27 protein-coding genes are annotated in these 26,984 nt (G+C 70.6%); 17 read left to right on the top strand and 10 right to left on the bottom strand.

Annotated features, from left to right (window positions below):
- Positions 1-54 precede the first annotated feature (54 nt).
- From ASF49_RS14500 to ASF49_RS14465, 9 genes are all read right to left on the bottom strand, one after another.
- Positions 55-258, bottom strand: coding sequence for a hypothetical protein (locus ASF49_RS14500; RefSeq protein ID WP_056473956.1), 204 nt, complete (start codon positions 256-258; stop codon positions 55-57).
- Complete coding sequence (locus ASF49_RS24240) at positions 251-421, bottom strand: hypothetical protein (RefSeq protein ID WP_200930054.1); 171 nt, start codon at positions 419-421, stop codon at positions 251-253. Before ASF49_RS24240 ends, ASF49_RS14500 begins: the two co-directional genes overlap by 8 nt.
- The gene (locus ASF49_RS14495) at positions 411-596 is read right to left on the bottom strand and encodes a hypothetical protein (RefSeq protein ID WP_056473955.1); all 186 of its coding nucleotides are present in this window, start codon (positions 594-596) and stop codon (positions 411-413) included. The genes ASF49_RS24240 and ASF49_RS14495 overlap by 11 nt, the downstream gene beginning before the upstream one ends.
- Entirely contained in the window at positions 593-1,036 is a 444-nt protein-coding gene (locus ASF49_RS14490; protein ID WP_056473953.1) for a hypothetical protein, read from the bottom strand. The genes ASF49_RS14495 and ASF49_RS14490 overlap by 4 nt, the downstream gene beginning before the upstream one ends.
- 1 nt (position 1,037) lies before the next feature.
- Positions 1,038-1,328, bottom strand: coding sequence for a hypothetical protein (locus ASF49_RS14485; protein ID WP_056473949.1), 291 nt, complete (start codon positions 1,326-1,328; stop codon positions 1,038-1,040).
- Entirely contained in the window at positions 1,328-1,747 is a 420-nt protein-coding gene (locus tag ASF49_RS14480; RefSeq protein WP_056473947.1) for a hypothetical protein, read from the bottom strand. Before ASF49_RS14480 ends, ASF49_RS14485 begins: the two co-directional genes overlap by 1 nt.
- 1 nt (position 1,748) lies before the next feature.
- Entirely contained in the window at positions 1,749-2,285 is a 537-nt protein-coding gene (locus ASF49_RS14475) for a TIGR02594 family protein (protein ID WP_056473944.1), read from the bottom strand.
- Positions 2,278-2,481, bottom strand: a complete 204-nt coding sequence (locus ASF49_RS14470) for a hypothetical protein (protein ID WP_056145448.1) — start codon at positions 2,479-2,481, stop codon at positions 2,278-2,280. Before ASF49_RS14470 ends, ASF49_RS14475 begins: the two co-directional genes overlap by 8 nt.
- An 86-nt stretch (positions 2,482-2,567) precedes the next feature.
- Positions 2,568-2,903 (bottom strand): hypothetical protein, encoded by a 336-nt coding sequence (locus tag ASF49_RS14465; protein WP_056473941.1) that lies wholly within the window; start codon positions 2,901-2,903, stop codon positions 2,568-2,570.
- A gap of 373 nt (positions 2,904-3,276) precedes the next feature.
- Here ASF49_RS14465 and ASF49_RS14460 point away from each other — a divergent pair, with 373 nt between their 5' ends.
- The 12 genes from ASF49_RS14460 (at position 3,277) to ASF49_RS14405 (ending at position 16,159) form a co-directional block, all read left to right on the top strand.
- Positions 3,277-5,157 carry a hypothetical protein gene (locus ASF49_RS14460; protein WP_056473939.1) on the top strand — a complete coding sequence of 627 codons (1,881 nt, stop codon included), beginning with the start codon at positions 3,277-3,279 and terminating at the stop codon, positions 5,155-5,157.
- Between the two features lie 277 nt (positions 5,158-5,434).
- Positions 5,435-6,283: a hypothetical protein gene (locus tag ASF49_RS14455; protein ID WP_056473936.1), complete on the top strand. Its 849-nt coding sequence runs from the start codon at positions 5,435-5,437 to the stop codon at positions 6,281-6,283.
- A gap of 392 nt (positions 6,284-6,675) precedes the next feature.
- Complete coding sequence (locus ASF49_RS14450; RefSeq protein ID WP_156653017.1) at positions 6,676-7,164, top strand: hypothetical protein; 489 nt, start codon at positions 6,676-6,678, stop codon at positions 7,162-7,164.
- Positions 7,154-9,463: a terminase gpA endonuclease subunit gene (locus ASF49_RS14445; RefSeq protein WP_056473933.1), complete on the top strand. Its 2,310-nt coding sequence runs from the start codon at positions 7,154-7,156 to the stop codon at positions 9,461-9,463. The genes ASF49_RS14450 and ASF49_RS14445 overlap by 11 nt, the downstream gene beginning before the upstream one ends.
- Positions 9,460-9,750 (top strand): hypothetical protein, encoded by a 291-nt coding sequence (locus ASF49_RS14440; protein WP_056473930.1) that lies wholly within the window; start codon positions 9,460-9,462, stop codon positions 9,748-9,750. Before ASF49_RS14445 ends, ASF49_RS14440 begins: the two co-directional genes overlap by 4 nt.
- 1 nt (position 9,751) lies before the next feature.
- Positions 9,752-11,395 (top strand): phage portal protein, encoded by a 1,644-nt coding sequence (locus ASF49_RS14435; protein ID WP_056473928.1) that lies wholly within the window; start codon positions 9,752-9,754, stop codon positions 11,393-11,395.
- A 145-nt stretch (positions 11,396-11,540) separates the two neighbouring features.
- A complete protein-coding gene (locus ASF49_RS14430) occupies positions 11,541-12,587 on the top strand; it encodes an HK97 family phage prohead protease (protein ID WP_056473926.1) in 1,047 nt (348 codons plus the stop codon).
- Between the two features lie 21 nt (positions 12,588-12,608).
- Entirely contained in the window at positions 12,609-12,998 is a 390-nt protein-coding gene (locus ASF49_RS14425) for a head decoration protein (RefSeq protein WP_056473923.1), read from the top strand.
- Between the two features lie 34 nt (positions 12,999-13,032).
- Positions 13,033-14,052: a major capsid protein gene (locus ASF49_RS14420; RefSeq protein ID WP_056473921.1), complete on the top strand. Its 1,020-nt coding sequence runs from the start codon at positions 13,033-13,035 to the stop codon at positions 14,050-14,052.
- Positions 14,053-14,127: 75 nt separating this feature from the next.
- Positions 14,128-14,496, top strand: a complete 369-nt coding sequence (locus ASF49_RS14415; protein WP_056473919.1) for a hypothetical protein — start codon at positions 14,128-14,130, stop codon at positions 14,494-14,496.
- Positions 14,497-14,498: 2 nt separating this feature from the next.
- Positions 14,499-15,605: a hypothetical protein gene (locus tag ASF49_RS14410; RefSeq protein ID WP_056473917.1), complete on the top strand. Its 1,107-nt coding sequence runs from the start codon at positions 14,499-14,501 to the stop codon at positions 15,603-15,605.
- The gene (locus ASF49_RS14405) at positions 15,602-16,159 is read left to right on the top strand and encodes a head-tail joining protein (protein WP_056473915.1); all 558 of its coding nucleotides are present in this window, start codon (positions 15,602-15,604) and stop codon (positions 16,157-16,159) included. Before ASF49_RS14410 ends, ASF49_RS14405 begins: the two co-directional genes overlap by 4 nt.
- An 89-nt stretch (positions 16,160-16,248) precedes the next feature.
- Here the strand turns inward: ASF49_RS14405 and ASF49_RS14400 are convergent, their stop codons facing one another.
- Entirely contained in the window at positions 16,249-16,893 is a 645-nt protein-coding gene (locus ASF49_RS14400; RefSeq protein ID WP_156653016.1) for a hypothetical protein, read from the bottom strand.
- An 89-nt stretch (positions 16,894-16,982) separates the two neighbouring features.
- Here ASF49_RS14400 and ASF49_RS14395 point away from each other — a divergent pair, with 89 nt between their 5' ends.
- The 5 genes from ASF49_RS14395 to ASF49_RS14375 are packed head-to-tail and all read left to right on the top strand — an operon-like array spanning position 16,983 to position 26,934.
- Positions 16,983-17,444, top strand: a complete 462-nt coding sequence (locus ASF49_RS14395; RefSeq protein WP_056473910.1) for a hypothetical protein — start codon at positions 16,983-16,985, stop codon at positions 17,442-17,444.
- Between the two features lie 12 nt (positions 17,445-17,456).
- Entirely contained in the window at positions 17,457-18,278 is an 822-nt protein-coding gene (locus tag ASF49_RS14390) for a hypothetical protein (protein WP_056473909.1), read from the top strand.
- Positions 18,279-18,288: 10 nt separating this feature from the next.
- Complete coding sequence (locus tag ASF49_RS23725) at positions 18,289-18,888, top strand: hypothetical protein (protein WP_056473906.1); 600 nt, start codon at positions 18,289-18,291, stop codon at positions 18,886-18,888.
- 35 nt (positions 18,889-18,923) lie between these two features.
- A complete protein-coding gene (locus ASF49_RS14380) occupies positions 18,924-19,130 on the top strand; it encodes a hypothetical protein (RefSeq protein ID WP_056145417.1) in 207 nt (68 codons plus the stop codon).
- Positions 19,131-19,149: 19 nt separating this feature from the next.
- Complete coding sequence (locus ASF49_RS14375; protein ID WP_056473903.1) at positions 19,150-26,934, top strand: hypothetical protein; 7,785 nt, start codon at positions 19,150-19,152, stop codon at positions 26,932-26,934.
- The last annotated feature ends 50 nt before the right edge of the window (positions 26,935-26,984 follow it).

The following is a 26,984-nucleotide window of genomic DNA, read 5'->3' as shown; positions in this document are numbered from 1 at the left end:
GGGGGCTCCTGAGTTGGTGAGGAGCCCATCATCCACCGCCCGGAACGACCGTCACTAGCCCCCTGCGGGAGGATCCGTGACGAGCTCCGGGAACAGGGCGGCCGCGGCGAGAACGGTGAAGACCGCCAGCATGGCCTCGCCGGCGGGGACCCCGGGCGCCGCCATCGCGGCACGGGCGGCACGGAGGGCGTCGATGGCGAACAGGCGGGCCTCCTCGACGGGCGTCAGGGCCCTGCGGCAGGGATCCGCGTCACACATGGGAGGCCTCCGCGGCGTTGAGGGCGGCGAGGGCCCGTTCGAGGGCGGCCGCGAGATCGTCCGGCAGGGGCCGGTCGTCGGGCAGTTCGAGGTACCACCGGCGGGACCGCACCAGGGCGTTCGCGGCCTCGATGACGGCACGAGTGGCGATCTCAACGGCCATGACGGTCCCCCTTGCGCATGGCGGCCGCCGCCCGGATGGCCAGGGCCACGTCCGCCTTTGCGGCCGCGGCCGGCACCGGGGCGCCTTGGAGAGCGGCGAGCACGTCCGCATTCACGGACGGCGACGGCGCCGCGGCGACGCAGTAGAGCGCGAGGAGGCCGGCCGCCGGGGTCATGCCGCGGGCCTCATGTCCTCGTCCTCGTCGCCGGGGTTTAGGTCGAGCCACAGGCGGAGGGGTGCGCAGTCTCCGGTGTCGACGGCACGCTGCATCGCCCGGCGCATGGACAGGCACATGCGGACCATGGCCCGGACCTCCTTGCGCAGGCTCGCCATGTCGGCCTTGAGCCCACCGTTCTCCTCCCGGAGGCCGCGCATCTGCGTCGACGCCTCGTCGAGGGACGCCGTCAACGTGACGACCTTCGCTTGTTCCTTGTCCAGGAGCTCGCCCATCTCCTTGCGAAGGGCGTCGCCGGCCACGCGGATGGCCTCGGCATCCGAGATCTCGCGGAAATTCTTCCGGATCCAGGGCCATGCCAGGAGCACGGCCCCGAGGATGCCAGCGATCAGGGCGAGCGGCTTGGCATCGCCAACGAGGGTGGTGAGGATGGCGTCCACGTCAGTGTCTCCCGTACTCGCGCTGGACGTCGGACGCCCAGGCGAGGAGCCGCTCGCCGCACGCCGTCTTGGCGCGGTCCGTGAGCTTGGCGGTTGCGATGATCCGGACGACGTCGGCACGGGACAGGGCCCGATCCGGAATCTCCGGGAATGCCCGCGCAAAGCAGGCGGTAAGGTCGGCAGGGACCGGCGGCAGGTTGGGCCGGGTCGAGAGGTCGAGAGCGGCCTTGTCGGGGCAGCCCCCGAGCATGAGGCCGAGGGCGGCGACGGCGGGCACGAGGGCGAGGCGCATCACAGGTCCCTCAGACGACGCGCGTCGTCGGCCGTGGCGCAGGTCGTGTCCGCCTTTGCGGTCAGGGAGGCCTCCAGATCGCGCAGGCGATTCGTCGAGGCCTCCGCGGCGTCCTCGGCCGCCATTGCCCGACGGGCGTCCGCGGCGGCGATGGAGGCGGCCGCGGTGACCTGGCGGCGTTCCTCGGCAAGGGCGGCCATGGCCCGGGCGGTGTCCGCATAGGCGGTCGCCAGGTCGGCCGCGACGGTGGCCTGGCGGGCCCCGGCGACGTACGCCACGAGCACCAGGCCGAGCAGCGCGACCGCGAGTGCCCCGGCCCGCCCGAGGTAGACCCAGGCGGCGACCGTCGCGGCCACGAGGGCGGCGACGATGCCAGCGGGTCCGAGCCCGGATCCGAGGAGGCCGAGGAGCGCGGTCACCTCAGGCCTCGTTCGTCGAGAGGGCACCGGTCACGGCGAGACGGATGGGGCGGACGCCGGCGGGTTGGGCGATCTTCCAGGGGCAACGGCGGACGGCGAGGAGGCGGCCCTTGGCGATGGGCGCGATGCTGACCGCGTCCCCCTGGTTGCCTCCCAGGACGTAGAAGACGGTCGCGCTCTCGCCGATGTAGAGGCCGACGTGGCCGCCGCCCCCGGCGCGCTCGAACACCAGGACGTCGCCCAGGCTTGGCTTGTCCGCCTTGGTCCCGAACGTTGCCCAGTTGCGGGCCCACAGGGGGTTCTTGACCGGCTCGAAACCGGCGCGCTTGGCCACCACCGCGACGAACAGGCCGCACCAGGCGATGCCGTCATTCACGTAGGCGCCGGCGACGCCCGTCTCGCGAGCCCAGGCCAGGATGGCGGGGTTCGAGGCGGCGCCGGGCGTCTCCTTGGTCCCGTAGAGGGCGAGGGCCTCCAGCAGAATATTCGGGCCGGTCTCGCGAGCCAGCCAGGCGTAGGGAGCGGGCAGGTTAGGCACCGGCGGCCTCCTCGATTGCGAGAGCCGCGTCGAGGGCGGTCAGGCGGGTGTCGTCATGGCCGGCCAGCCCGCAGCGCAGGCAGACCAGGGTGCGTCCCTCGGAGCCCGGGAGCTCGACGAGGTGACCGCAGGCGACCGGATCCCCGCAGGGGTCGGCGAGCGGCCGTTCGGGGAATGGGATGATTTGGGCGGACACGGGGCCTCGGGGGCATGGCCGCCGGTGACGGCCTCAGTGTCCCCAGGGGACCTGCCGCCCCGTGGCCCGTGCAAGGCCACGCCCCGTCAGGCGGCGCGCTCCATGGCCATGAGGTGACGGGCGGGACGGACACGCGGCGGAGGCGTCAGGACGGTCACCACGACGCCGTCGGCCACGCGCACGCGCATGCCCTCCTCAGGCACGAGGACGGTCCCGGTGACCTGCCTGGCGGCCAGGACGATGCCTCCCCAGGCCGCCAGGCGCGCCTGCGCGTCCGCGACGTCTACGCCCTGCGCCAGGAGCGCGCCCACGGCCTGGCGGTCGGTCAGGCCGGCCGGAACGGTGCGGTGCAGGACGCGCTCGGCGAACCGGCGAACGGCGTGGTCGGTGACGCGGGCGCGATGGGACGAGACGTGTGACACGGGAGCTCTCCTGGACAGGTCAGGAGCTCAGCAAAGCCGCGTCGGACCGGCGTCACCAGGGTGCCGGAGCAGGTCGTTCCCCCGGGCGTGGGAACCGGCGAGAATGCACATACCGATTCGTCGCCAAGCGGGCCAAAACCCGAAGGATCGGGCCTCCGGGACCTTCGGGGCCGCCCCTGTTAAGGGTACGCCCCCATGCAATGACGTGGAGGACTTGTGGATGTCGTCCTCGCGGCTAACATAGTCTTCGTTCGCGGGAGTGGTGCCCCGCACAGCCATCGAGAGATCAGTGCAGACCCAATCCCTCCAGTCCCCCTCTCTCCCACCTGCGCACATGATTGGCGCTGGTGCCGGCGCGCATCCGCGTGCCTCGGTGGAGCGTGACGCCCTGGCTGCCCAGATCGCTCACCTGTCCGTGCTGCACCCGGCCCGGAGCCGCGGCCTAGTCACCCTCATGGGGTACAATTTCGAGCAGTCCATCGACGTCCGCCCGCGCGACCTCCCACGGGCCCTGAGGACCTTCGAGGCCACGCACGTCTCGCTCCAAAGATTTCACGACACCCGCCAGGGCGAGGGCCTCGCGAAGATCTCGGCCTTCGCGTGGTTCGATTGCGAGATCACCGAGGCCTCTCCGTTCTTCGGGATGCCCCCCGAGGAGATCGCCGGCATACTCCTGTCGCGGTTCGACGAGAACGGCGTGCCGCGTCCGTCACACATTACGTTCTCGGGCCGCGGAATCTGGGGTGTCTGGCAGCCTGAACGCCCCCTCCCGGCCAGCGCCCAGCGGCGGGTCAAGCGGGCCCTCCACCACTTCTGGGGCGGCTCGCTCAAGAGCGGACGGGGTTCACGCGACGAGGCTGTGCAGGCCAAGGCAGACCGCCTGAAGGCCATGTGGGATGGCATGGACCTCGATATGGCCGTTGGGGACATGCCCCGCGTCTACCGGCTCGCGGGCACGCGCAACGAGAAGTCCGGCGAAACGGTTCGCCTCGTCTGGCCCTCCTCGTGGGCCGAGGTCGAGCGCCAGGATTTCGAGGTGTTCGCTGATGCGGTCATGCCGTTCTCGCGTATGGAGACGGAGGCGTATCTCGCCGAGTGCAACGCGAACCGGGCCGCCCTCGCGGCCCAGGCGGCGGCCGAGGGGCGCACGCAGCAGGCCCCCCGGGTGACGAACCACGGCACAGGGTTCTACGGCGCCATCGCGGACGAGCTCCTGAAGGTCGCCGCCCACCTCGGCCCGCAGGGGCTGAAGGACGGCCGCATTCGCGGACGCATCGCGCACCACATCGCCTCGGCATGGGCGTACTCCGGCGCCGGCGGCGACGCCGAGGAATGGGCCGCCAAACTCGCCCCTTACTGCGTCGGGTACAAGCTCACCGAGGCGAACCTGCGGGCGTACCTGCGTCCCGTCGAGAAGCGTCTGCGTCGGGCCGAGGCGGGCGAGACCTCCACTTGGGGCGACGGCACGAGGAGCACGGTCTACGGCTACAGCACCGCTCGCATCATCGACGAGATCGGCATCACGCAGGCGCTCGCCCGCGAGCTCGGCCTCGTGCGCCTCATGCCGACCGGGGGCGACTATCGCCCCATGACGCCCGCGGAACGGGCAGCCAAGGCCCGGGCGGCCCGGGGCTGCCAGACCAAGGCCGAGCTCGCCAGACTCGATCAGGTCATGGCTCAGACCTGCTGGAAGATGGCCCTGGAGGGGCTCAATGTCACCGAGACCGCCCAGGTCCTCGGCATCACCCGCGCGACCGTACGGCGCTACATCGACATCATCGAGCTCGACGTCTCCATCGAGTACACCGGGCCAGTGACTGAGACGGAGATCGCCCCCCTGGCTGCCGCCATCGATGATACGTCTACGGATGAAGTGGTCACTCCGCGTCACGCTACTCTAGGGGTGGTCTTGCCTGCCTCTGCCGCCCCGACCCTGCCCCCCGCCAAGGCCCCGAACCGCCGGCTCTCAGCGAAAGCGGAGGCCCGGAAGGCCTTGGAACGGACCGCGAGGCTGGCGCTCCTCACCGAACATTTCCTCGTCGCCGACCTTTCCAGTCGCCAGTACATCGAATGGCATCGGGTGGACGTCCAGCAACTGGAGGCGGCACAGGCTGAGGCCCTCAGAACCCTCCAGTGGGAAGTCGAGGACGGGTGCCGTCACATCGTCCAACCCTACCGCAATGCCGAGGTCCGGGCCGCCATGGCTAACCCACGGCCTGCCCCTTGTGGCAGTCGTCCGCGGGTCCTACACTAGCCTCTGAGGTCGCGAGACTCTCACTTGGCTGACTTTGCACCACATCGTCCCAAGCAATGCCCGCCCGGGAAACCGCGGCGGGCATTGTCGTTTCCGGGACCCTTCGCGCAGCGTCAAGGCCGTAGGCACCGGGAGAGCCTCCCAGGGGTCAGGGCGTAGCCTCGGGAGAGCCCGCGCAGCGTCAGGGCCGTAGGCTACCGGGATACCCCTTCCTGCCCTTCCCAGGGCCGTAGGCGTGACCTTCATCGGGCCACGCCATGCCGGGTACGAAACGCCCATGGCAGCCCCTCCCACATACGCCCGGTTCGTCCAGGACCTCACCCGCGCGATCAGGTCGTGGGAGGAGCAGTACGTCTCCGAGGTCTCGTACCGGAAATTCGAGAGGGCGGCCGCGTGGACGGTCGACGAGTCCGCAAAAGCGGTCAAAGTCCATATGCGGGACGCGACCGATGACGTCTTCAAGGACGCCACCCCGTGGATGCTCCAGGCGTGGCAATACCGTCGGAGCCTGGGGAAGGGGCGGTCCCTGAGGGACGGGGTCGAGGCGGAGGCGTACGTAGCGGACCCCCAGAGCGTGGTCATGAAGTACGCGATGGGCGACAGCCGGACCACGCGGTTTCCCGGCGACGTGGGACTGGCTCAGGATCGCATCCTGGTGCCGCACTGGAAGAACCTGGCCCTGACGCAGGGGATACGCCCCAACCGCTCCCACGACCTTCCCGGGGCGACCATGGCCAGGCTCGCGCGCAATGCGGAAGGGCAGTACGCCAAGAGGACCGTGGCAGGGCGCTGGGGGGTCTACAGGGGCGAGGTGAAGGTGGGTGGGTCCCGTCTCATGGGCTACATCGCCCGGCCGCCCAGGGTTCGTGCACAGGCGGACGAGTACGGCAACGCCAAGTCGAGGTTCATCAACGCCAAGGGCAAGGTCAAGGCCTTGCCGAAGGTGGTCAACCTCGGTCGCCCCAGGATTTTGATGGTGGAGATCCCCCGGGCGGAGTACCGGCCGGTGATGCAGAGACCGTTCGAGGACGCCGTGTCTCAGGCCCAGAGGGGGGTCGCGGACCTGATGGCGGGCGAGCTCGCGGAGAACCTCCGGCATCGGGGCTGGCGTTCAGGGGGCGGGTGACCGGTTCCACGGCCCATTTGCGGCCCACGCAACCCGTCCGCGTGGCCTTGCACGGGCCACGCCATGCCGTCGACGCTCCACCGCATCGGATCCCGACCCCGCGCACGCTGGCATGGGGTCGACGGGGTCCCCACGGGCCAAAGGAGACGTGCGGGGAGGCATTCGCCCCCGGACGTTCAACACTTGTGAAATTTTCAAATCACATGCCGCATTCCCCATTCGGATCGCGGCGAAGTCTCTGACATCCAAGAGGGAACCGCTCCCGGGAATGCGGGATCGAGGCACTCATGCGCGAAACCGGACCCAGCATTTCGCCCGATCCGTTCGCTCCAGATTCCGGACCGTCCGCAAATGCGGACACCGCGTCGGATCGCGGGGCCGTCGTCAACCTGGTGGAGCTTGAGAGGCTGACCGGGTTCGACCGGGGGACGCTCTCGGAATGGGCCCTGAAGAAGGGCATGCCGACGGAGCGCACCGGCGCCCGGGGGGTGGGGTTCCAGGTCAACGTCCGGCGGTTCGTGGAGTGGCGCGAGAAGCTCGCCGCGGCGGAGGCCCTGGTGAACGCGCCCGTCCCCGAGGGGCATACCTGGATGGGGATCAAGGACCCGGTCAAGATCATCCGGGCCAAGCGCGATTTCGCCATGACCGCTAAGGTGATCGGGGCCGTCGCCCCCGTGGACGTCATCGAGGCCGCCAGGGAGCGCGCCAACGGCGTCATTCGCCAGACCGTCATGTCGATCCCCGGCCGCATCTTCCGGGACATGGCCGGCTTTCCGGACGACAAGGTCAGGCGGTGGTACGCGCAGGCCGAGAAGACCTGCCGGGCGGCCCTGGCGGAGGCGCAGAAGGCCGAGGCCAAGGTCATCCGCGATGCGCCATAGGGACGTATTCGACGATTACGACCTGGAGGTCCTGAGGGACCTGACGGCCCCGGGCATCGAGGCCCTGTTCGACGGGATGGAGCGTGGGTCCCAGGCCCTGATCCCGAACGAACCGACGCCCATCGCCGACTGGATCGAGGACAACCTGGTCATCCCGACCGGGCCCCGGCCGGGTCCGGTCGAGCTCGACATCGTCCAGCGTTCCGTCGCCGGCGCATTCCAGGAGGAAGGGGCGCGCCGCATCTCGTGGCTCAAGCCGCCCCGTGCCGGGTCGTCCACCCTCCTCGCCCTCATCCATATCTACTACGGGGCCTGGGAAGGCTACGACACGATCTTCTACGAGCGGTCAGACGGCGATGCCCAGAAGTGGCACGACGACCGCCTCTACCCCATCCTCCAGGCCTCGACGGCGTTGACGAGCGTCCTGCGCCCGGACAGCCGTTCGGGGGTGCAGGACGCGTGGACGGACCGCTACCTGCGCAACGGGGCCGTGTTCCAGCAGCGTGGCGTCCAGACCGACGGCGCGTTCAAGGCGATCCGCGGCTTCATCGTCTCCATCGACGAGGCGGGCGACCCCGTGTTCTTCGCCACCGGCAAGGGCAAGGAGGGCAACAAGGTCGGCCTCGCCGGGCGCCGTGCGTCCGAGTACGTCGGGTCCAAGCTCTACCTCGGCGGCACCCCCACGGTGCCCGAGAGCGTCATCGCCGTCGAGCACGCCAAGTCCGACAAGCGCGTCCTCAAGATGCCGTTCGCATGTTGCGGCCACGTGCAGGAGTTCCACCGGAACGTGTCCGAGGCGGGGGCGAAGACCGAGATCGCCGGGCCCGGCCTCAAGTTCCGGTGCGTCGACGTCGTGGTCCGGAACCCCGAGACGGGGGAGGACGAGACGTTCCGCGAGGTCGGAGAGATCGGGTACGAGTGCGCTAACCCCGCCTGCCGCAAGTGGCTTGTCGAGGCCGACCGCGACGAGACCATGGAGGCCGGCGCCTTCACCCCGACCCGGCGCCCGGACGAGCCAGGCCTGATCGGTTTCGAGACGTGGGCGATCCACTCGAAGGACCCCGAGACTCGATGGATCCACATCGTCCGCAAGTACCTGTCCACCATCGTCGACCCGACCCAGCGGCAGGACTACGTCAACCTTTGGCTCGGCATCCCCTACGTCCCGGACGTCGAGGGGAAGCGGGATCCGGAGGGGCTGGAGGCGCGGTGCGAGGACTGGGAGGCTCCGTGCCCGCAGCAGGTCCTGGAGGGGTACTGGGGGGTCGACAAGCAGACCGGCTCGGAGCGGTTCGGAACCCTGCCTCGCCACGAGGCGGTGCTCGTCGGCGTGGGGAAGAACGAGGAGAAGTGGGTCCTCGACCGCCGCATCCTCGACCGGGTGCCCACCATGCACGTGGACGACGAAGGCGTGGTGACCGAGGACTGGGAGCGCCTAGTGCCGTTCGGGCCCGACGCCGCCCGGCAGCTATGGGACATGGTGGACGAGCCGTGGCGGCGCCCGGACGGTAGCCTCCTCAAGATCCAGCGCGTGGGCATCGACGTGTCCGACGAGCAGGAGCGGGGCATGGCGATGGTCGCCCACCCCGAGAGCAGGCGCCGGCGGTTCCTCGCCATGAAGGGCAGGTCCGAGACCTGGGGGTACGTCGGCAAGCGGGCCGAGGCCATCCAGGGATCCGCGACCGTCGCCAGAGGCGCGACCAAGCTCAACCTGATCGGCACCCAGGGGATCAAGGACTACGTGGACATGTGCCTCGGCATCGAGCCCGGGCAGCCGTTCTCGTTCCACTTCGCCCGCTCGCTTGAGGGCACGGATTTCTTCCGCCAGCTCACGGCCGAGACCCTGGTCTTCGACGAGAAGCGGCCGGGCCTGTCCAAGTGGATGAAGGAGTTCGAGCACCATCCCAACGAGGCGCTCGACTGCGTGGTCATGGCCATCGCGGCCATGCGGTACCAGTGGAGGAAGAGCGCCGTGACAAGGAAGGCCATCGGCCTGGATGAGGACGTGAGAGCGATGCGCCCCAACCGCAAACCGGAATCCCCGCCGGAGCGCCCATCGTCCGCAAAGGCGGACATGCCGCGCGCCGCCCCCGTGGCCTTGCACGGGCCACGGCCCAGCGGGAACCGTGCTGGCAGTGAGCCCCGTCCCGCGCCCGCCCCGGCTGTGGCGCCCCGCGCCCTCTCGGGTGTCAGGCGCCTGTCCGGGGACCGGCCGCGAGGGGCAGCCCCCGTTGCCGTAGAGGCCCCGGCGCGGGCGTCCGGACGATACGACGTCGTCTATGCCGAGGCCGATGGGTGAGCGCAGTGGCGACCTGGAACACGTACGCGGAGTACACCGAGGCGCAGTGCGTCGCCGGCATCGCACACATCCAGGGGCAACTGGGGACCAACGCCCGCCAGATCACCGGCCCCGGCGGCGGCGCCGTCTTCGGGGATCGGGACGAGGCCGAGTACGACATCTGGCAGATGCGGTGCCGGCTCCACGAGCTCCGTGGCCTGCCGCGGCCGGTGGCCCCTCCCAAGAGGAACCGGACCATCCAGACGACGATGCGGTACTTCGCCGTCGACTACGACTCGGGATACTGACATGGCCGCGTCCCAGAACCCGGGCCTCATCGCCCGCGCGGCCCACGCGCTCCGGGGGGCATTCGCCACCGTCACCGCGCCCGACGCCAGCCGGGGCGAGGGCTTCTCCATGGGTGGCGGCCGCATCCTCCCGCCGTACCTTGCGGCCTCCCAGCGGGGCAACGTCCCCCAGGTCGCGGACCTCGGGCCCTTCGACGCGATCCGCTTCTTCCGACCCTCGCAACGCCTGGTGCGCCATCAGTACCGGAACGACAACTGGGTCAGGTCCCTCGTCCAGAAGACGGGCGAGTTGATGATCTCGACCGGGCCCATCCCGGTATCCAAGTTCCCCGAGCTCGACGACCTGTGGTGCGCGGCCTCGTCCCAGTTCGACGCCCGCGGCGTGCAGGACCTTGGGGGGTGGCTCCGGGACGACCTTTACCGCGACTACACGCTGGACGGCGAGGCATTCGCCCGGAAGCGGGCACGGAAGGTCAAGCGCCTCCGGGATGGCACGTTCGTGCCGGAGCGCGGGCTTCTGGTGCCGCTCCAGTTCCAGAGCCTTTCGAGCCAGTACCTGACGACGAGCAACACGCTCTCCCCCGGGGCGGGTGAAGGCATCGCGCCCGGCAACCAGTTCGTGCAGGGCGTCGAGCTCGACGGCATCGGGGCACGGGCCGCGTACTGGCCATACCGGCGCCATCCCCGGGACAATTCCGGTTTCGGGTTCAACGCGCCCCTCACGCAGACTCGGGTCCCGGCGGACGAGTTCTACCATCTCCACGTGCCCAGCGAGACCGGCGCCGTCAGGCCCGAGGTCCCCCTCGCGGCCGGCATCCTGCGCTCGCTCAAGAACAGCGACCTGGAGGACGCCAACACCCGCGTCGCCCTGAATGCGCAATGCCTCTCCATTATGTTCGAGGAGGACATCGATGCGCAGAGCTCCGAGGAGGAGCCCACGGAGGCGGACAAGCAGGCCTTCATCAGGTCGATGCGCCTGTCGCCCGGCCTGATCGCGCGGCCGCCCAGGGGCCTCAAGGCGAAGATGATCGCCCCTCCGGCGAACGCCAACTTCCAGCCCACGGTCCGGATCAACCTGCTCTACATCTGCGCCGGCATGGGCACCCCGGTGCACGAGGTGACCGGCGATTACGAGAGCATCACCGAGCGGGCGATGAGCTTCGCCGGCATCTCGCTGCGTCGGAAGGCGGACATCGAGCACGCCCGCATGGAGCACCAGGTGCTCAACCCGGCCCGCATCGCCTTCATCGACCAGGTCGTCGCGCTGGGCCTGTGGACCCCGCCGCCGGGCCGCCCCCTGTGGGAGGCCTATCGGTGCGAGTGGCAGTGGCCTGCCATGCAGATCACCCGCCAGGCGCAGGAGATCTCCGCCCTGATCAAGGCCATCGACGCCAAGGTCATCGACAAGGACACCGTCACCACCTCGATGTTCGGGATGCGTCCCGAGGTCCGGGCCAGGCGCGCGGCGAAGGCGGCCGCCCGGGACGTCGCCCTTGGGTTCAAGGAGAAGGTCGGGGCGGAGACGTGGGCCGGCGGGGTCGAGGCGGCCGACCGGATCCTCGCGGAGGCCGAGGCCGAGGAGGCGCGCGAGAGGGATCTGGTGGAGGCCTCCTCCCGCGAGGACAGCGTCCTGGATCAGGACTGAACGGAACGCGGAGGCGTGGCCTTGCACGGGCCACGCACGAGGGCGGAGCCTCTGGGTAGATACCTGGAGCACCACCTTGGCCAAGCCCCGTTCCGCAGCCCCGAACACGCCCCCGGCGCCACGTGCGCCCCGCGTGAGCCGTGGGATGCGCGATGCCCTCGGGCTCAACGTCCGCGCCGCCGCCGGCCCCTCCGAGAGCTACGACGCCGAGGCGATGACGTTCGAGTTCGTCCTCGCGACGTCCAAGCCCTGCCGGTCATACCGCTACCTGGTCACCGACACCGATAGCTATCCCCGGTGGACCGAGGTCGAGGAGCAGCTTGTCATCGCCGGGGCCGAGGGCCTCGACGGCGACGACGGCCTCGTGGGGTCGAGCATCCTCAACAGCCACTCCTACTGGGACGTGGAGGCAATCGTCGGGGTCATCGAGTCTGCGCGGTTGGCGGACGAGGGCCTGGTGTGCACCGGCCGCCTCTCCCGCCGCGACGGCGTCGCCGACATCGCCACCGACATCGAGGACGGGATCATCCGGTCCGTGTCCGTCGGCTTCGACATCCTGGAGGAGACCGCCTCCCTCCGGGACGGCCAGGTCCCCCTCGTCACCATCAGCCGCTGGCGGCCGCGCGAGGCGTCCCTCGTCGCGGTGCCCGCCGACAGCGCGGCCCGCATCCGTTCAGGAGCCCCCGACGTGTCCCAGCCCAAGACCACCCCCGCGCCCCTCAAGGCCACCCGTTCCGCCGAGCCCGCGCCGGCCTCCACCGAGACGCCGCCCGTGGCCGTCGAAGCCCAGGCGGCCGTTGTGGAGCCCGAGGCCGAAGCCATCGTGCAGGCCGAGGTCGATGGCCTTCGCAGCGCCCTCGCTGCGGCCGAGGCCAAGCTCACGACCCGTGCCGCCCCGCCTGCGGCCAAGCCCGCCCCGGCACCCGCTGCCGATGCGGTCCGTGCGGCCCACGTCCAGATCCTCCGGGGCATCGCCTCGAAGAAGGGACCCGCCGTCCTGGAGGAGTTCGAAGGCATCGCTGCCACGGGCGGCACCGTCGACGAGCTCCGCACCGTTTGCGTCGCCGCCATCCACACCGGGGGTGGCGAGATCGCCGGCGTGTCGATCCCGTCCGGCGGGGCCCGTGCGGCGGAGACCACCCTCAAGACCCGCTCCGAGTACCGCGACGAGCGCGCGGCCGCCCGTCGCTGAACCAGACCACAGGAGAGACCCATGTACGCGACCCGCCAGTCCGGCAGGACCCACGCCGCCGAGTTCATCAAGTCGGATCTCGGCCTCCGTTCCTACAACGTGGGCAAGATCAATCCCGACCGCGTCTACGAGCCCGGCACCCCCGTCGCCCGCCTGACCGCGACCGGGTTCCTCGTTGCCTACGACAACGAGGGCATCGACGGCTCCGAGGTCCTGGAGGGCTTCCTCGTCGACCGCATCCTCGAAGGCTTCGAGGGCGAGTTCGAGGTCGCGACGATTCTGACCCGCGACGGCGAGGTGTTCGCGGATCGCATCCCCTACCCGAAGGGCGTGGATGCGGCCGCAACCGCCGCGCTCAAGGCCGCCCTCATCGCCGAGGCCGAGGCCCGCGGCATCCTTTTCCGCGCCTAACGGCCGGCCCCCCGAACAGTCTGGAGACACGTCCATGTCCGCCGAGCGCAACCCTGATCCCTTCCACTACGAGAACGTCACCGACGCGATCAACAAGCTGCCGGTGGTCGAGGACGGCCTCGCCGGCATCATCCCCGAGAGCTCCAGCGAGTGCATGACCGACCGCGTGCAGGTCGACATGGAGCAGGGCTTCGTGCAGGTCCTGCCGATCACCGGCCGCGGTGGTAACCCCACCCCGAACCTGCGCAACAAGCGCGACACCGTCGACCTGAAGTTGCCGGTCTACGAGGTCACCGACACCCTGCACGAGCGCGAGCTCCTGGTGCCGACCCGCGAGACCGGGTCCATCGCCATGCGGACGGCCGAGACCTACCGCAACCAGATCATCACCCCGATGGCCCAGTCCATCACCCTGACCCGCGGCTTCCAGCGGGCCAAGGGTTGGCTCGAAGGCCGGATCTACGACAACGACGGCGCCGTCTGGATGGACGTGTTCAAGCGCCTCGGCGAGACCCAGATCGTCAACGAGTGGGATCTGACCGACAGCAAGTTCTCGCTGGGCGACACCATCGTCGAGCAGAAGGAGGAGATCGAGGACGAGCTCGGCTCCTACTCGGCCGAGCGCTACGTCATCGTGTCGGGCCGCAACGCCAACCGCCGCCTGCGCAAGAACAAGCAGGCCAAGGAGGCGATGACCGACGCGGGCCGCTTCTTCATCCAGCAGAAGGACGCCCGCAAGGGGATCCCGATCCTGGAGGACGTGGACATCGTCGGCTACGGCCGTACCAACTACAAGAAGCCCGACGGCACCCTGGAGCGCTTCGTCGACGACGACTACGCCTACATGGTCCCCATCGGCCAGGGCCTCGCCCGCGCCGTCGCCGGCCCCTCGGACATGAAGCAGTTCCGCGGCCAGATCCTCGACATGTACGCGTCCATCCGCGAGCTCGACCACGGCAAGGGCGAGGAGATGCTGGTGCAGGCCTGCTTCCTCCACTTCTTCGCCCGCCCCCGCGCGGTCGTGAAGATCCGCGTCATCGGCGACGACGAGTAACCCCGGGCCTCCCACCCGTCCTGAAACGAGGGCCCGTCCGCAACCGGGCGGGCCCTCTCTCGTATCGAGGGGCCCATGGCCGACAAGTACATCGCAGGCGCCCTGTTCGAGCGGGCCGAGACCGCGGACGCCTTTCCCCTTGGCGGCCGCGTCTACCGGGCGTCCGTGAATGCGGACGTTCCGGGCGTCCTCGACGGCGTCGTATCCGGCGCCGCCAGCCTGTTCATGCTGGACGTCCCGGCCGGGCGCACCCTGTACGTCGGCCATGCCGCCCAGGTTGGCGCCAAGCAAGGCGATGCCGCCCGCGCGGTCATGTTCCCGCTGCGCGCCGGCACGTGGACCGTGGCCCTGACGGACGAGGGCCAGGTCCTCCTGCGCCTCCTCGCAGATTCCGATTTCGACCTGCCCATCCTCGCCGCCGCGACCATCGACGGGACCGCCTGACCATGCAGACCCACATCCCCGCCATCATCGCCATCGTCGCCGCGGCCGTCCCCCTGGCTCCCGTTCCGGGCGTTGCCGGGGACACCGTGCAGGAGGCCATCGCCGAGCTCGCGGGACGTCCGTCCGGCGGCTCGTCCGAGGTCGACGCGGCCGCCGTCGCGTTGGCGGCCGTCCCCGGGCTGGACGCCGAGACGGTCCAGGCGGCCATCGAGTCCCTGTCCGCAAAGCCGGTCATCCTGGACCGGCAGGTCACCCTCACGGCCCCCTACGCTTTCACTGCGCCGAGCGCCGTCACGCCGACCGGGAGCGAGCAGGTCGACGTCGTTTTCGAGCTCGTATTCGGGCCCGAGGACAGGATGGAGCTCACGGTCCCACTCTCTCCCGGGCTCGACCAGCAGGGTATCCGAGACGCGTTCGCCGCATACCTGGAGCCCGACGTCTCCGTCACGCTGGGCAATTTCGGGGCCGGCAAACTCACCCTCGCCGGTCTCCTGCGCCTGGATTTCACCCGCACCTCGCCCGCGGCCCGCGTTGCGCTCGGCTTGGATCTGGACACCGCCACGATCCTTGAGCCGGTCGTCGAGGCCCGCCTCCCGCTTTCGACGGAGGACGTGGCACATGGCAACGACAGATTGAGCGCCGTCCTGCCCGTGACCGAGAGTTTCGTCCGCGGCATCGGGGCGCCCTCCCGCTACTACGCCCCTAGCGCCGACGGCGAGGTCACGTTCCTGGCGGGCGGGGTGCCCGTCACGGTCCCGCTCTACGTCACCGACACCACCCCCGACAGGGTCGTCGACAGGCTGAACACGGCCGTCAATGCCGCCGGCGGCTCCCCGTTCGGGGAGCCCACATTCGCCCTTCGGGACAGTCACACGCTGACCTCGACTGGGCACGCATCCGTGAAATTCACCGGCTCGGACACGACCTACGCGGCCGAGGTACTCGGTTTTGATCTGGGCGTTACGTACGGTGCCAGTAGAGGCACGGCACTGTCGGGTACGGGCGTCGCGGTCGACGGGCGTGGTATTGACGCCCTACTCCGCAACCTCGCTGCCGAGGTCGCCATCCTCCGGGCCAGGGTGGTCGCGCTCGAAGGGGCCACCGAGTGACCTCCCCGCTGTTCGCGGTCCTCGCCCGCACTCTGACGCAATCGAGTCTGGCGGAGCCCGCCCGGCTGGAGAGCAGGGTGCACGGCATGGTGCCCCTCCGGGCAAGCTTCATCCGCCGGGAGATCGTCCGGGACCGGATGGGCGGCGAGGTCCCCATGCTGGACGGGGAGCCCCTCGCCTCCATCAACGAGGCCGACGCGCCGCACGTGGAGAAGGGGGACCTCCTCTGGGTCTCCGGCGCCTTGTGGCAGGTCCAGTCGGCGCTCGCAGACGGGGGCGGCCTGGTGAAGCTCCAGTTGATCCAGCCGCAGTACGTCGACGCCACCAAGGACAGCGGCGAGGCAGTGCGGATCACCCTCGCCGGCGAGGGTGACCTGGAGGACCTGGAGGCCGGCGAGGAGATCGTCGCCCTCACGAACTCCACCGCGTTCCGCGTCCGGCAGCGCCGCACGGCCGGCGCCTGCGCCATTGAGGTCGAGGGCGACACCTACCGCGTCCTCATGGTGGAGCCCTGGGAAGGGTCCTGGCGCAGGCTGACGCTAGCCAGGGCTTAGGCCCCTTATCGCATGTACGGCAGCCGCAACCTCCTTCTGGATGCCGGGGATCGATGAGAAATAACGCACGCGAGCGCAAGTGGATCGGCCTAGTACTCTGGTCCCTCGTACTCTGGTCCGTCGTACTCTGGTCCGTCGTCCGGCCAAGCTTTGATCATATCGGTAAGTAGGCCGGAGGTTGCGGACAAATAGTTCGAGATGCCGCGCATCACGTCCCGGAGGCGTTCGAGGTCGATGCGTTCGTGGCCGTCCCGAGCGATGCGGCTGCCATCCCTGTTCACGGGAAACCGGAACGAAAACGATCCAGGGTCGATCTCGGCGAACTCGTTGATGGCCCGCGCGACCGCCTTAGTCGCTTCGACGTCGCCTCCAATCTCATAGTGATCAACCGTCCGCTTGTAGCTCCTCCAGAGCGTGCGGAGGTCATGGGTCGTCCAGTTGGCGTCGATGCCTGCCGCGGCCCCGAAATCCGCGATGCCCTCCTTGAGCTCCAGTTCGAGGTACTGGCGGTAGAGGAACACAATCGGCCAAACGAGCGTGTCACGGCCGAAGTCGTGTCCGACCGATTTCTCGACCAAGAGCCCGGCCGCGGAGAGATAGCCCGTCGCCATGAGGTTTAGGCCGTGATGCGGGGTCAGCAGCGCATCGTCCGGGCCGCCCGACGTGAACAGCTTGTCGCCGGGTCCTGGCCACCGGATCGGCCCGGATCCCAGGGGTCCTAGTTCGTCTGCCATGCTGCGCGGCCTCCAGGGCTCAGGCGTGGCCTTGCACGGGCCACGGGTGACCCTCGAACCTGCCTCTCGTACGACGAGAGAGCAACTCATTGGCCGACGCACTGACACAGATCGAGGACGCATTTCGGGCCCGCATCAAGGCGGCCGTCCCGGGGCTCAAGCGCGTGCTCACGCCGGAGGAGCTCCCGGTCAAGGACGCCCACCTGCCGGCCGCCGTCGTCGGCCTCGGGAACGAGCTCATCCACGACTACCTGGTCGGCGAGCCCGGCGACCGCATCATCGAGCGGCACCAGCAGGTCGACGTCATCGTCGTGCTCGACGAGGGGCGTGAGGACTTCAAGGCGGCGAGCCGTGCCCTCACCAACCAGGTGCGCGCCGCGCTGGCGGATCCCCGGGCCCTCGGCATCGAGGTCGAGGACGTCCGCCTCGTGTCCAGCCAGCCCCAGACATTCCAATCCGAGAAGGGCTCGCAGGGGGGATTCCTCCTCGCCTTCCTCGTCCAGTACGTGAGCCCGGAGAACGATCCGGCCACGATTTCCCCCCGTCAGTAACAGGAGGCCATCATGGCCGGAGCCGTTTTCAAGCCCCTCGACCCCAAGCTGCTCAACAAGCCGTCGGGCCAGTGCGCCTTCCAGCTGCGCGGCACCTCCTCGCTCATCCCGTTCGGGCACGCGACCGCCACGTTCAAAAAGAGCTCGACGAAGACCGAGATCCGGACCCCCGAGGAGCCCGGCAACGGCATCATCGCCACGGATTACGGCCAGCTCACCGGCGGCGTCGACGTTGAGTTCGGCACGATGAACACGCTCGGCCTGGCGCTCTCGCACCTTGCCAATGTGAAGCCGTTCACCCAGGCCCTGGTGCCCGCCAAGGATCAGTCTTTCCCCGGCGTCATGGTCAACGAGTGGCTGGAGCTCAAGGCCGGCGACACCGCCATCGACGAGGCCGCCTCCATTGGCCTGATCGGGACCGTCGTGACCTCGGTCACCGTCGGCGGCGAGGTCATCCCGCCCGCCACCTACCGCCACGACAGCAAGTCCGGCGTCGTGCAGATCGTGGTCTGGCCCGAGGGTGCGGACGTCAACGAGGACGTCGTCGTGTCGTTCTCCGCGCCGGCCGTCATGGGCACCGCCTCCACCAACGTCGTGGAGCTCCTCCAGACCCTGTCCCTGACCGGGCGGTTCTTCCTCCGCCAGAACAACCTGCGCGGCACCAACCGCAAGATCGTCGTGCCGCAGCTTACCTTCGGTGGCGAAGGTGGCGACGTGCAGTGGATCGCCGATGGCAGCGGCGAGGTGGTCAAGGCGACCGCCTCGGGCAGCATGGAGGCCGACTACACGCAGAAGGCCGGCTACGAGTACGGCTACATGATCGACCTGCTCTGAGGACGTGTCTGTGACCCAGAACCTCCTCTCGCGCAGCGAGCTCCTCTCCGTCCTCGCGGTCACCCCGACCGCGAAGGGCGGGACCATCATCCTCCACGGGAAGCATGTCCCGTGGAGGCCCCCGACCGTCGCGCAGTTCACCCAGCACGTCGCAAGGTTCCAGAGCGTCCAAGCTTTCTACACCTTCGGCGCCGCCATCGGGGTGTCCGCAAAGGCGGCCCAGGCCGGCGAGGAGAGCCCGGTCGACCCGGACATCGACGCCTACATGGCGGCCCAGTTGGTGGACGGCCCCCTCGCGGACGCCGCCCATATCGCAATCTGCATCGGCGCCCCGGGCGACGCGGAGATCGAGCAATGGCTCCTGGGCGTCCCGGAGCACGAGTTCGAGCCGGCGCTCACCACCATCCAGCATGGCACCTGGCAGGATGACCCGGCGGGTTTTTTGGGCCGCGTCGGACGAGCGATGAGCGGGACACTGATGCGGGTGATGCAGAGCCAGTCCTCAGCTCAGACGTCGTCCGCCCCGACTACGTCGACGAGGACCGCTGGGAAGGCGACGACCTCTCGGTCCCGCTCGAAGGCCACGCCGAAGTCGCGGAAGCGGACGTAGAGCCTGATACCCGCGACATCCGCCGGAACCTCCTCGTGGAGATCATCCGACAGACCTTGGACCTTGAGGCCGAGATCGGCCCCGGGGCCTGGGACCTCAGCATACCCGAGGTCCGGGCCCGCACCGCCAGGCGCCAGGCCCGGCAGGGTGAGGAGCAGGCCAGGCTCGCCGCCGCCATCGCCGCGGCGATGGGCACCGACCCCGACGCATACCGCAAGTGGGTCCTAGACCGGATCGGTTGAGACTGGAGATGTTGACGCCATGACCATGCGCAGGGAGGTCGCGGACTTCCGCGCGAAGTTCGGCGTCGACGGCCTCGACAAGGTTAAGTCCGACTTCAAGGGCGTCCGCGATAGCCTCAAGGGCATGGACAGCGCCACCGCGGCCACCGCCGCCGGCGCAACGAAGGCGTTCGCAGACGCGACCAAGGCCCAGCAGGCCGCCATGGCAGGCATCGCGGCGAACCGTGCCATCGTCGATGCGGCGAAGCGTGCGGCCGCGGACGACCTCGCCGCGGCGAAGACGAAGGCGGCATACCGGGCCGAGGAGGCGCGCAACCTTCGCGCTGCCGGGACCTACCGTGCCGGCCTCGCCCGCCGGGCCCAGCGCGCTGCCCAGCGCACCCTCGACGACTCTGACATGGACCGCGCCCCCGGCGCCATGGCCGACCTGGAGCGCGCCAAGGCCGCTCGCCGGGTCGAAGTCCTGGAGCGCCTCGCCCGCCGCCGCGAGGTCAATGCAGAGCTCGCGGCGGCCCGTGAGATGGTGGCCTCCGCCGCGACCGCGGCGGACGACAGGATCCGGATCGCCGAGCAGGAGTTCGCCCAGCGCGCGGCCCTGGAGCGTGACCTCACGCGCGTCACGGAACAGCAGGCGGAGATCCGTTCGACCGCGAAGACGAAGGCCCGTAAGCCATCCGCCAAGGTCCGGGCGGCCGCCATTGCAGGCGTCCGGGACGCGCAGGACGGCATCGAGGAGGCGCGCACCACCTCGCGGCTCGCCCGGAACGAACTCCGGTATTACCGCCCCCTCCTGAACTCCAGGGATGCCGACGAGCGGTCTGAAGCGGAATCGGAGACATACCTCGCGGAGCAGCGCAGGCTCAATGCGGCGCGGGCATTCGTGATCCATCGCCAGAGCCGTGCGCAGGCTCGTGCCCGTGCCTCCGGTGCCGGCGTCCTCGACGAGGCGGAGGCGCCGGCCAGGGAACGTGCTGCCAAGACCGCCGCGGACCGGGCAATCGCGTTCGCGAGGTACCAGGTACAGGCCGCAGAGGAAGCAAAGGCCGCCTCCGCCGCGGCAGAGCACGCTGCCGCCCGGCTGGCGGCAGTGGCGGAGGAGCGTCGGGCCGAGGCGATCCAAACGCGGGCCACCGCCGAGGCGCGGGCCTCCGCGACTGACGCCGCCTACAACACCGCCGAGGCTCGCGCCCGGGCGGACGCCCGCACCCAGTTGGCCGCGCTCAAGAAGCCCTGGAAAGCGGCACGCGAGGCCGCCACGGATGCCGACCGTGGTGCCGCCGGCATGGCCCAGGCGCAGGCCGAGCGGCGGGCCCTGGTCCAGGCGCGGCTCGCCGCCCGGGCCCGCATCCAGCGTGCCGTCGCGGCTGCCCGTGCAGCCGGCGTCGAGGACGATACGCCTGGCGACGCGGACACCAGGGCCGCCCGGTACCGCCAGGCCAACCGCGTCTTCATTGCCCAGGCATCCCTCCTCGCCGGTCGCCGCAAGGCGGCCGAGGAGAGGCGCGAGCTCGTTGCGACTCGGGAATGGGCGGCCCAGCCGGCGGACGCCGAGGGCAGCACCGAGGAGCGACAGCAGGAACTCCAGAGCCAGCAGCGCCGCCGCCGTAGGGCGGTCGAGATCGCCCTGGCGCGCCGGACGGACGCACGCAATGCGATGGCCGCCGCCCGGGAAGCGACAGCCGCCGTCGAGGGCGAGGCCATGCTTCGCGCCCGGGCGGAGCGTGCGGCCGCGGCTGAGCGCATGGCGCTGGAGCGCGAGGTCACGGCCGTCGTCGTCGCCGAGGTCGAGGTCCGCGCGGAGGCAGAGGTGAAGGTCCGCAAGCCGCGCAAGCCGCGAGGCCCGTCGGCCAAGGACAAAGCGGCCGCCATCGCCGGTGTCAGGTCCGCGCAGGACGGCATCGAGGAGGCGCGCACCTCCTCGCGCGAGGCCCGGAACGAGCTCCGGTATTACCGCCCCGGCCTGAAATCCCGGGACGCCAGCGAGCGGTTTGAGGCTGAGACGGAGACATACCTCGCGGGGCAGCGCCGTCGCGATGCCGCGCGGGCATTCGTTATCGAGCGCGAGAACCTTCGGTCCGCACGGACCCGTGCCTCCGGCGCCGGGGTGCTCGACGAGGCCGAGGCACCGGCCAGGGAACGGGCTGCCAAGACCGCCGCGGACCGGGCAATCGAGTTCGCGAGGTACCAGGTCCAGGCGGCAGAGGAAGCAAAGGCCGCCGCCGCCGCGGCGGAGCAGGCGGCCGCCCGGATGGCGGCGGAGGCGGAGGAGCGTCGGGCCGAGGCGATCCAGGCACGGGCCGCCGCCGAGGCACGTGCCGCCGCGACGGACGCCGTCTACAACACCGCCGAGGCCAAGGCCCGGGCGGACGCGCGCATACAGTTCGCCGCGCTCAAGAAGCCCTGGAAAGCGGCACGCGCGGGCGCCACGGATTTCGACCGTGGTGCCGCCGGGATGGCCCAGGCGCAGGCCGAGAGGCGCGCCCTGGTACAGGCGCGCCTCGCCGCCCGGGCCCGTGTCCAACAGGCCGTGGCGGCCGCGCGCGCCGCCGGCGTCGAGGACGACCAGCCGGCGGACCGGGACGTCAGGACCGCCCGGTACCGCGGGGCCAACCGCGTCTACATTGCCCAGGGAGGACTCCTCACCGGTCGCCGGAGGGCGGCCGAGGCGAGGCGTGATCTCGTCGCGACCCGGGCATGGGCGGCCCAGCCAGGTGACGCCGAGGCCGGCACCGAGGAGCGTCAGCAGGAGCTCCAAAGCCAGCAGCGCTACCGCCGGAAGGCGGTCGAGACAGCCTTGGCGCGCCGCGCGGAAGTCCGCGATGCGATGGCCGCCGCCCGGGAAGCGACCGCCGCCATCGAGGGCGAGGCCATGCTCCGCCGCCGCGCGGACCAGGCTGCCGCGGCCGAGCGCATGGCGCTGGAGCGCGAGGTCACGGCCGTCGTCGTCGCCGAGGTCGAGACCCGCGCGGAGGCCGAGGTCAAGGCCGAGGCGAAGGTCAGGACGGTCAGGAAGTACAAGAGGCCGCGGCCACCGCAGCCTGCCCCGGTCGAGTCCCCGCCGGTCGAGGCGGCCCCTCCCGTGGTGCCGGCCGCCGTCCGGGCCGATGCCGAGGAGCGTGCCGAACTCACCCGCGCCCGTGCCAGGGCAGCGGAGGCCAGGCTTGCCCTGCGCGAGATCCAGGCCCAGCCCACGTCCGAGGATCCGGACGAGGCGTTCGACCAGCGACGGGCCCGATCAGATGCCGAGCGTGCCCGGCGCCTTCGCATCGGGGAGGCCCTGGAGGAGCGCGCCCGCCTGCGTCCCCCGATGCCCGAGGTTCCCCAGGTGCCGCCGGCGCCGGTGGTGGACACGACCGCGGCGGATGCCAGGGCCCGTGCGCGTGCGGAGGTCATCGCGGCCGTTCGCGCCGCCGAGGACCCCGCCATTCGGGCCGCACGGGACCGCCTCGCGGCCGCCCGCGCCCAGGCGGCCCAGAGCCGCCGGTTCGTTGACGGCATCGACCCGGGCAGCGAGCGCGACCAGGCCCTGCGGCCGCAGGCAATGGCGGACCGCCGGAACGCCGTCGCGTCCGCATTGGCGGCCAGGGCCGCGCTCCGGGCCGAGCAGGGTATCGACGCCGGCGCCCGAGCCACCGCCCAGGCCCAGGCCGAGGCACGCGCCAGGGCCGACGAGGCGCAGCGCCGTCAGGTCGAGGAGGACGCGCTAACCGCGCATGCCCAGCGCCAGGCCGCACTCCGGACCTTGGCGGATGAGGAAGAGGCCGCGGCCGCCGTCCGTTTCGCCACCGAGGAGAAGGAACGCCGGGAGGCCCTGGAGCGTGCGCTCACGCGCGTCGCCGTTCGGGAGTCTGAGCTCCGTGCCGCCGCCGCGGCCGCCCCTGCGGTCCGTTCCCCCGGGGAGGCTCCGGCCGCCCGGGACGCGGTGGTCAACACGGCCCGAGAGAACGCCCGCCTCCTGCGCGAGGCGGAGGAGGAAGGCCGCCGGAGCGTGGGCACCGCCCGAGCCTCGGCCTCCGAGCGCGAGGCCGCATCGAAGCGGGCGTCCGACGAGGCGGCCGCGGCCGCGGATGCTGCCAAGATCAGGCAGGCGGCGGCCCAGCGGGCATACAACCGCCCGATCCAGTCGGAGTACGCCGAGCGTGCGTCCCTCCAGGCGTTGGAGGCCGCGAAGGCGGAGCGCGTCGTCGCCCTGGAGCGAGCACGCGCGGCCGCGGCCGCCCACCGTTCCGAGCTCGACAACGGCCGTGACAGCGTCGCCGCCGCACAGGCGGCCGCCGAGGAGCGCCTGCGCCTGGTGCGGGAGGAGATCGCCGAGCGTGAGGCCCTTGAGAGGCGGGTCACCCGCATCGCCGAGCGCGAGGCGGACTTGCGCGCCCGGGCCGCGGAGCAGGCCGCCAGGGAGGCCGTGCAGGCCGAGGAGCGCGCTGCCCGTGAGGCCATCGCGGCCCGCCGCGAGGCAGAGCGTCAGGCGGACCGTCAGGAGCGCCAGGCCGACCGGCAGCGCGCGGCCGAGCAGCGTGCCACGGACAAGGCCGAACGCGACCGGAAGGCCACGGAGCGCGATGCCGAGCGGGCCGCGGACCGTGCCGCCCGTGACGCGGCCGCGGCCGAGGTCGCTCGCCAGCGCCAGATCGACAAGCAGGCCCGCGATGCGGACCGCGCCGCCCGTGACGCGGTCCGTGCGGCCGAGCGCCAGGCGGACAAGGAGGAGCGCCTCTCCCGCGCCAGGACCATCGACGAGCGCCGTGCCATCGAGGTCGCGGCCCGTCAGGCGGACCAGGCCGCCCGGGATGCCTCGCGCGCGGCCGAGAGGCTGGCCGACCGTGCGGACCGGGCAGCGTCCGTCCGTGAAGCCGCTGCCCGTCGGGCCGCGGACAAGCGTGACCGTGACCTCGCTCGTGCTCAGCGGGATGCCGACCGTGCGGCGGAGCGCGCCGCGGACGCGGCCGAGCGTCAGGCGGACCGGCAGCGCCGTAGCGACGAGAGGGAAGCGGACAGGCAGCGTCGCGACGACCAGCGCGCCGCGGACCGCGCAGCCCGCGAGGCTAGGGAACAGACGCTAGATTCCACCCGTGCCGCGGAGCGCGCGGCTCGTGAGCTCGCCCGTGCGGAACGCGAGGCCGCCGACGAGGCGGAGCGCCTAGCGAACGAGCAGGCCCGCGCGGCCGAGGAAGCGGAGGCCGCGGCAGCCGCCCAGGCCGAGGCGGCAGAGGCGGCCGCCGCGGCCGTCATCGAGACAGTCGGGCAGATCGGGGCCGCCGCGGCGAACGCCGGGCTCGGCCTGGCGCAAGCGTTGGGAGCCCAGGCGACCTCGCTCCTCGCCCGGCTCGGGCAGACGGCCGTCCGTGTCGCCGGCACCGTCGCGCGCACCGGCATCACCACGGGCCTCAAGGCCGCGGCCGGCGCCGCCGCCGGGGCCACCGGCGTGAGCGCGGCCGCCTACAAAGCGAGCTCCGCCTCGACCGACCGCATCCTCGACCAGTATTACAGCAGCCAGACGTCGAGCATGGATTTCTCGACGTACCAGGCCCTGGCGAAGGCCGGGTCTAGCTACGGCATCGGTGTCGACGACATCAGGCAGACCCTCGTCCAGTTCCAGACCCAGGCGAAAGCCGTTCTCTCTGACCCGGCCGGCGACCTCGCCGCCTATTTCGCGCAGATCGGGGTCTCGGTCAGCGGGGCGGATGGCAAGATCCGCAAGATGGATGACCTCCTCGGGGAGGTGATCGTCGCATCGAAGAAGCTGGGCGAGACAGAGCGCGTCGCATTCTTCGCCCAGATGTTCGGCGAGGACGACGTCGTCAAACTGATGCCGCTCCTCAACGACTTGTCGAGCGGCGCCGTCGACCTCAGCAAGGAGCTCGCCTCCCTCAAGGCCAGCGGGACTTTCATCGACGAGGCTGCCATCGCCAGGGCCAGGGCGTTCAAGGGCGCGGTCTACGACGTCGGCACCTCGTTCGACGGGCTCCAACAGCGCGCCCTCGTGGTCGCGGGCCCCGCCCTCCAGGAGTGGCTCCAGGCCCTGTCGGTCGGGATCACCCGGTTCGGCGACGAGACCATGGGGTGGCTCTACAGATTCTCGGAGGACAGCCGCGTCCTCCTGCGCGACCTTGCGCGGGTGTGGTCCGGTGGATGGGAGGGGGCCAACGACGGCGTCGCGAGCTACGAGGACCAGTGGAAGTCGGCGAACGACGAGGTCGCCAAGCACGGCCTCGTCCTGCACTCGTTCGCGCCCCGGCACCCCATCCAGAACCGTTGGCTCATCGAGATGCGCAACGGCCTGTCCTGGGTCAATTACCTCATCCAGAAAGCGACGCCCGGTCTCCAGAAGCTGTATGCCGCCCTGTCCGGGGACAAGGCGACCAGGGCCCAGTTCCCCTGGATCGGTCACCTCCAGACCGGCCTGTTCGCGGCCGGGCGCCTGGCGCGCGAGCTCATCCTGACCATCGGTGGCGACGATGCCATGGTGACCGAGTTCCCATGGCTCCTTGCCTTGCGGACCGGCATCGAGGGGGTGGGCCGCTTCGCACGCGAGAGCTTCTACGCGGCGGTCAACGACCGCGCGCAGGTGACCGAGTTTCCGTGGCTCCTGTCGATCCGGGATGGGGTCGCAAAGGGCGTCGAGGCGGCCAAGCGCCTGGCGTTCGAGCTCAAGTCCGCCGTCACCGGAAACGACCAGGATGTCGGATCCTATGAGTTCGCCTGGATCCCCGGGGCCAGGGACAAGATCGTCCAGTTCGCGACCGACGTGAAGCGTGTGTGGGCCGACCTCGGCGCGGTGTGGGGTGGTGACCGGGAGGCCATGACCGGCCCCGGCCAGGCCCTCGCCGGCATGCTCAAGGACTTCGACGCCGCCAAGGTGGCGGTCGAGGCGTGGGTGATGTGGTTCAGGCAGGTCGGGTCCGACGTGGCCCTTGTCTGGTCGCAGATCGGGGCGCCTGCCGAGCAGGTCACGGCCGCCCTCGCGGGGCTCACCTTCCCTGGGGCCCAGGGCCTGGCGGAGAGCTTCCTTTTCGTGGCCAACGCGGCCAAGGAGGGCTGGGCCTGGTTCAAGGCCGTCTACGATCAGATCTTCGATTTCGTCAAGTATACGACGGGATTGAACTTCGAGACGATACTATTCTTCGTCGCGTTTCTGAAGTTCACTGGAGTATTGGGCGCATTGTCCACCGCCCTTGGGATCGTCCTCGGGCCCCTGAAATGGCTCGCCGCGTTCCTCGGTGTCGGGGCCACCGCGGCCGGTGCGGGCGGGGCTGGCGCGGGTGCGGCCGGTGTCGTCGCGGCCCTCACCACGGCCCTGTCAGGGCTCTGGAGCAAGCTGTCCGCAATTGCGGCCTTCGCGACGAACCCCCTTGTCATGGCCCTCCTCGGGGGCGTCGGTGGCGGCCTCGGGATCTACGCGCTGGCACAGGGTGACGGGCCGCTCTCCGGCCTGCGCATGATGACGGACAAGCTGGCCGACTGGGTCAACGGGACGGACGGCAAGCTTCGCGAGGTCGAGGCCCAGTTCGCACGGAACGCGGAGACGGGGGGTGCCTCAACTTTCGCGAACCAGCTTTCCCAGGACCGGACGCAGGCGCAGCGGGCGTGGGAGGAGCAGCTACGGTCGGAGCGCGGTAGAAACGACGTTCTCTCGTCCGCCTACACCCCGCCCAGCCCGATCCAGACTCCCGTCGCTTCGGAGGTCCCGCGCGTGCCCGTCGTGTTCGAGCTTAAGGCGGCCGACGGCACCCAGACGGCCGTCCCGGGCTGGATGGACCAGGACGCGATCTCGCGCGCCAGGGCGGCGGCCAACCGCATGTGATCCCGCCACCCGTGGCCTTGCACGGGCCACGGGTGGCGGGGTCCGTTGGG

Origin of the sequence: Methylobacterium sp. Leaf104, assembly GCF_001422885.1 — a bacterium.
Taxonomy (GTDB): Bacteria; Pseudomonadota; Alphaproteobacteria; order Rhizobiales; family Beijerinckiaceae; genus Methylobacterium.
This window is presented reverse-complemented; position numbering and strand designations above follow the sequence as displayed.

Excerpts from the sequence above, each read along its gene's own strand:
- ASF49_RS14425 (WP_056473923.1), top strand. The coding sequence starts at position 12,609 with ATGTACGCGACCCGCCAGTCCGGCAGGACCCACGCCGCCGAGTTCATC.
- ASF49_RS14445 (WP_056473933.1), top strand. The coding sequence starts at position 7,154 with ATGCGCCATAGGGACGTATTCGACGATTACGACCTGGAGGTCCTGAGG.
- ASF49_RS14435 (WP_056473928.1), top strand. The coding sequence starts at position 9,752 with ATGGCCGCGTCCCAGAACCCGGGCCTCATCGCCCGCGCGGCCCACGCG.
- ASF49_RS14400 (WP_156653016.1), bottom strand. The coding sequence starts at position 16,893 with ATGGCAGACGAACTAGGACCCCTGGGATCCGGGCCGATCCGGTGGCCA.
- ASF49_RS24240 (WP_200930054.1), bottom strand. The coding sequence starts at position 421 with ATGGCCGTTGAGATCGCCACTCGTGCCGTCATCGAGGCCGCGAACGCC.
- ASF49_RS14500 (WP_056473956.1), bottom strand. The coding sequence starts at position 258 with ATGTGTGACGCGGATCCCTGCCGCAGGGCCCTGACGCCCGTCGAGGAG.
- ASF49_RS14485 (WP_056473949.1), bottom strand. The coding sequence starts at position 1,328 with ATGCGCCTCGCCCTCGTGCCCGCCGTCGCCGCCCTCGGCCTCATGCTC.
- ASF49_RS14415 (WP_056473919.1), top strand. The coding sequence starts at position 14,128 with ATGGCCGACAAGTACATCGCAGGCGCCCTGTTCGAGCGGGCCGAGACC.
- ASF49_RS14410 (WP_056473917.1), top strand. The coding sequence starts at position 14,499 with ATGCAGACCCACATCCCCGCCATCATCGCCATCGTCGCCGCGGCCGTC.
- ASF49_RS14495 (WP_056473955.1), bottom strand. The coding sequence starts at position 596 with ATGACCCCGGCGGCCGGCCTCCTCGCGCTCTACTGCGTCGCCGCGGCG.
- ASF49_RS14455 (WP_056473936.1), top strand. The coding sequence starts at position 5,435 with ATGGCAGCCCCTCCCACATACGCCCGGTTCGTCCAGGACCTCACCCGC.
- ASF49_RS14375 (WP_056473903.1), top strand. The coding sequence starts at position 19,150 with ATGACCATGCGCAGGGAGGTCGCGGACTTCCGCGCGAAGTTCGGCGTC.
- ASF49_RS14430 (WP_056473926.1), top strand. The coding sequence starts at position 11,541 with ATGCGCGATGCCCTCGGGCTCAACGTCCGCGCCGCCGCCGGCCCCTCC.
- ASF49_RS14420 (WP_056473921.1), top strand. The coding sequence starts at position 13,033 with ATGTCCGCCGAGCGCAACCCTGATCCCTTCCACTACGAGAACGTCACC.
- ASF49_RS14390 (WP_056473909.1), top strand. The coding sequence starts at position 17,457 with ATGGCCGGAGCCGTTTTCAAGCCCCTCGACCCCAAGCTGCTCAACAAG.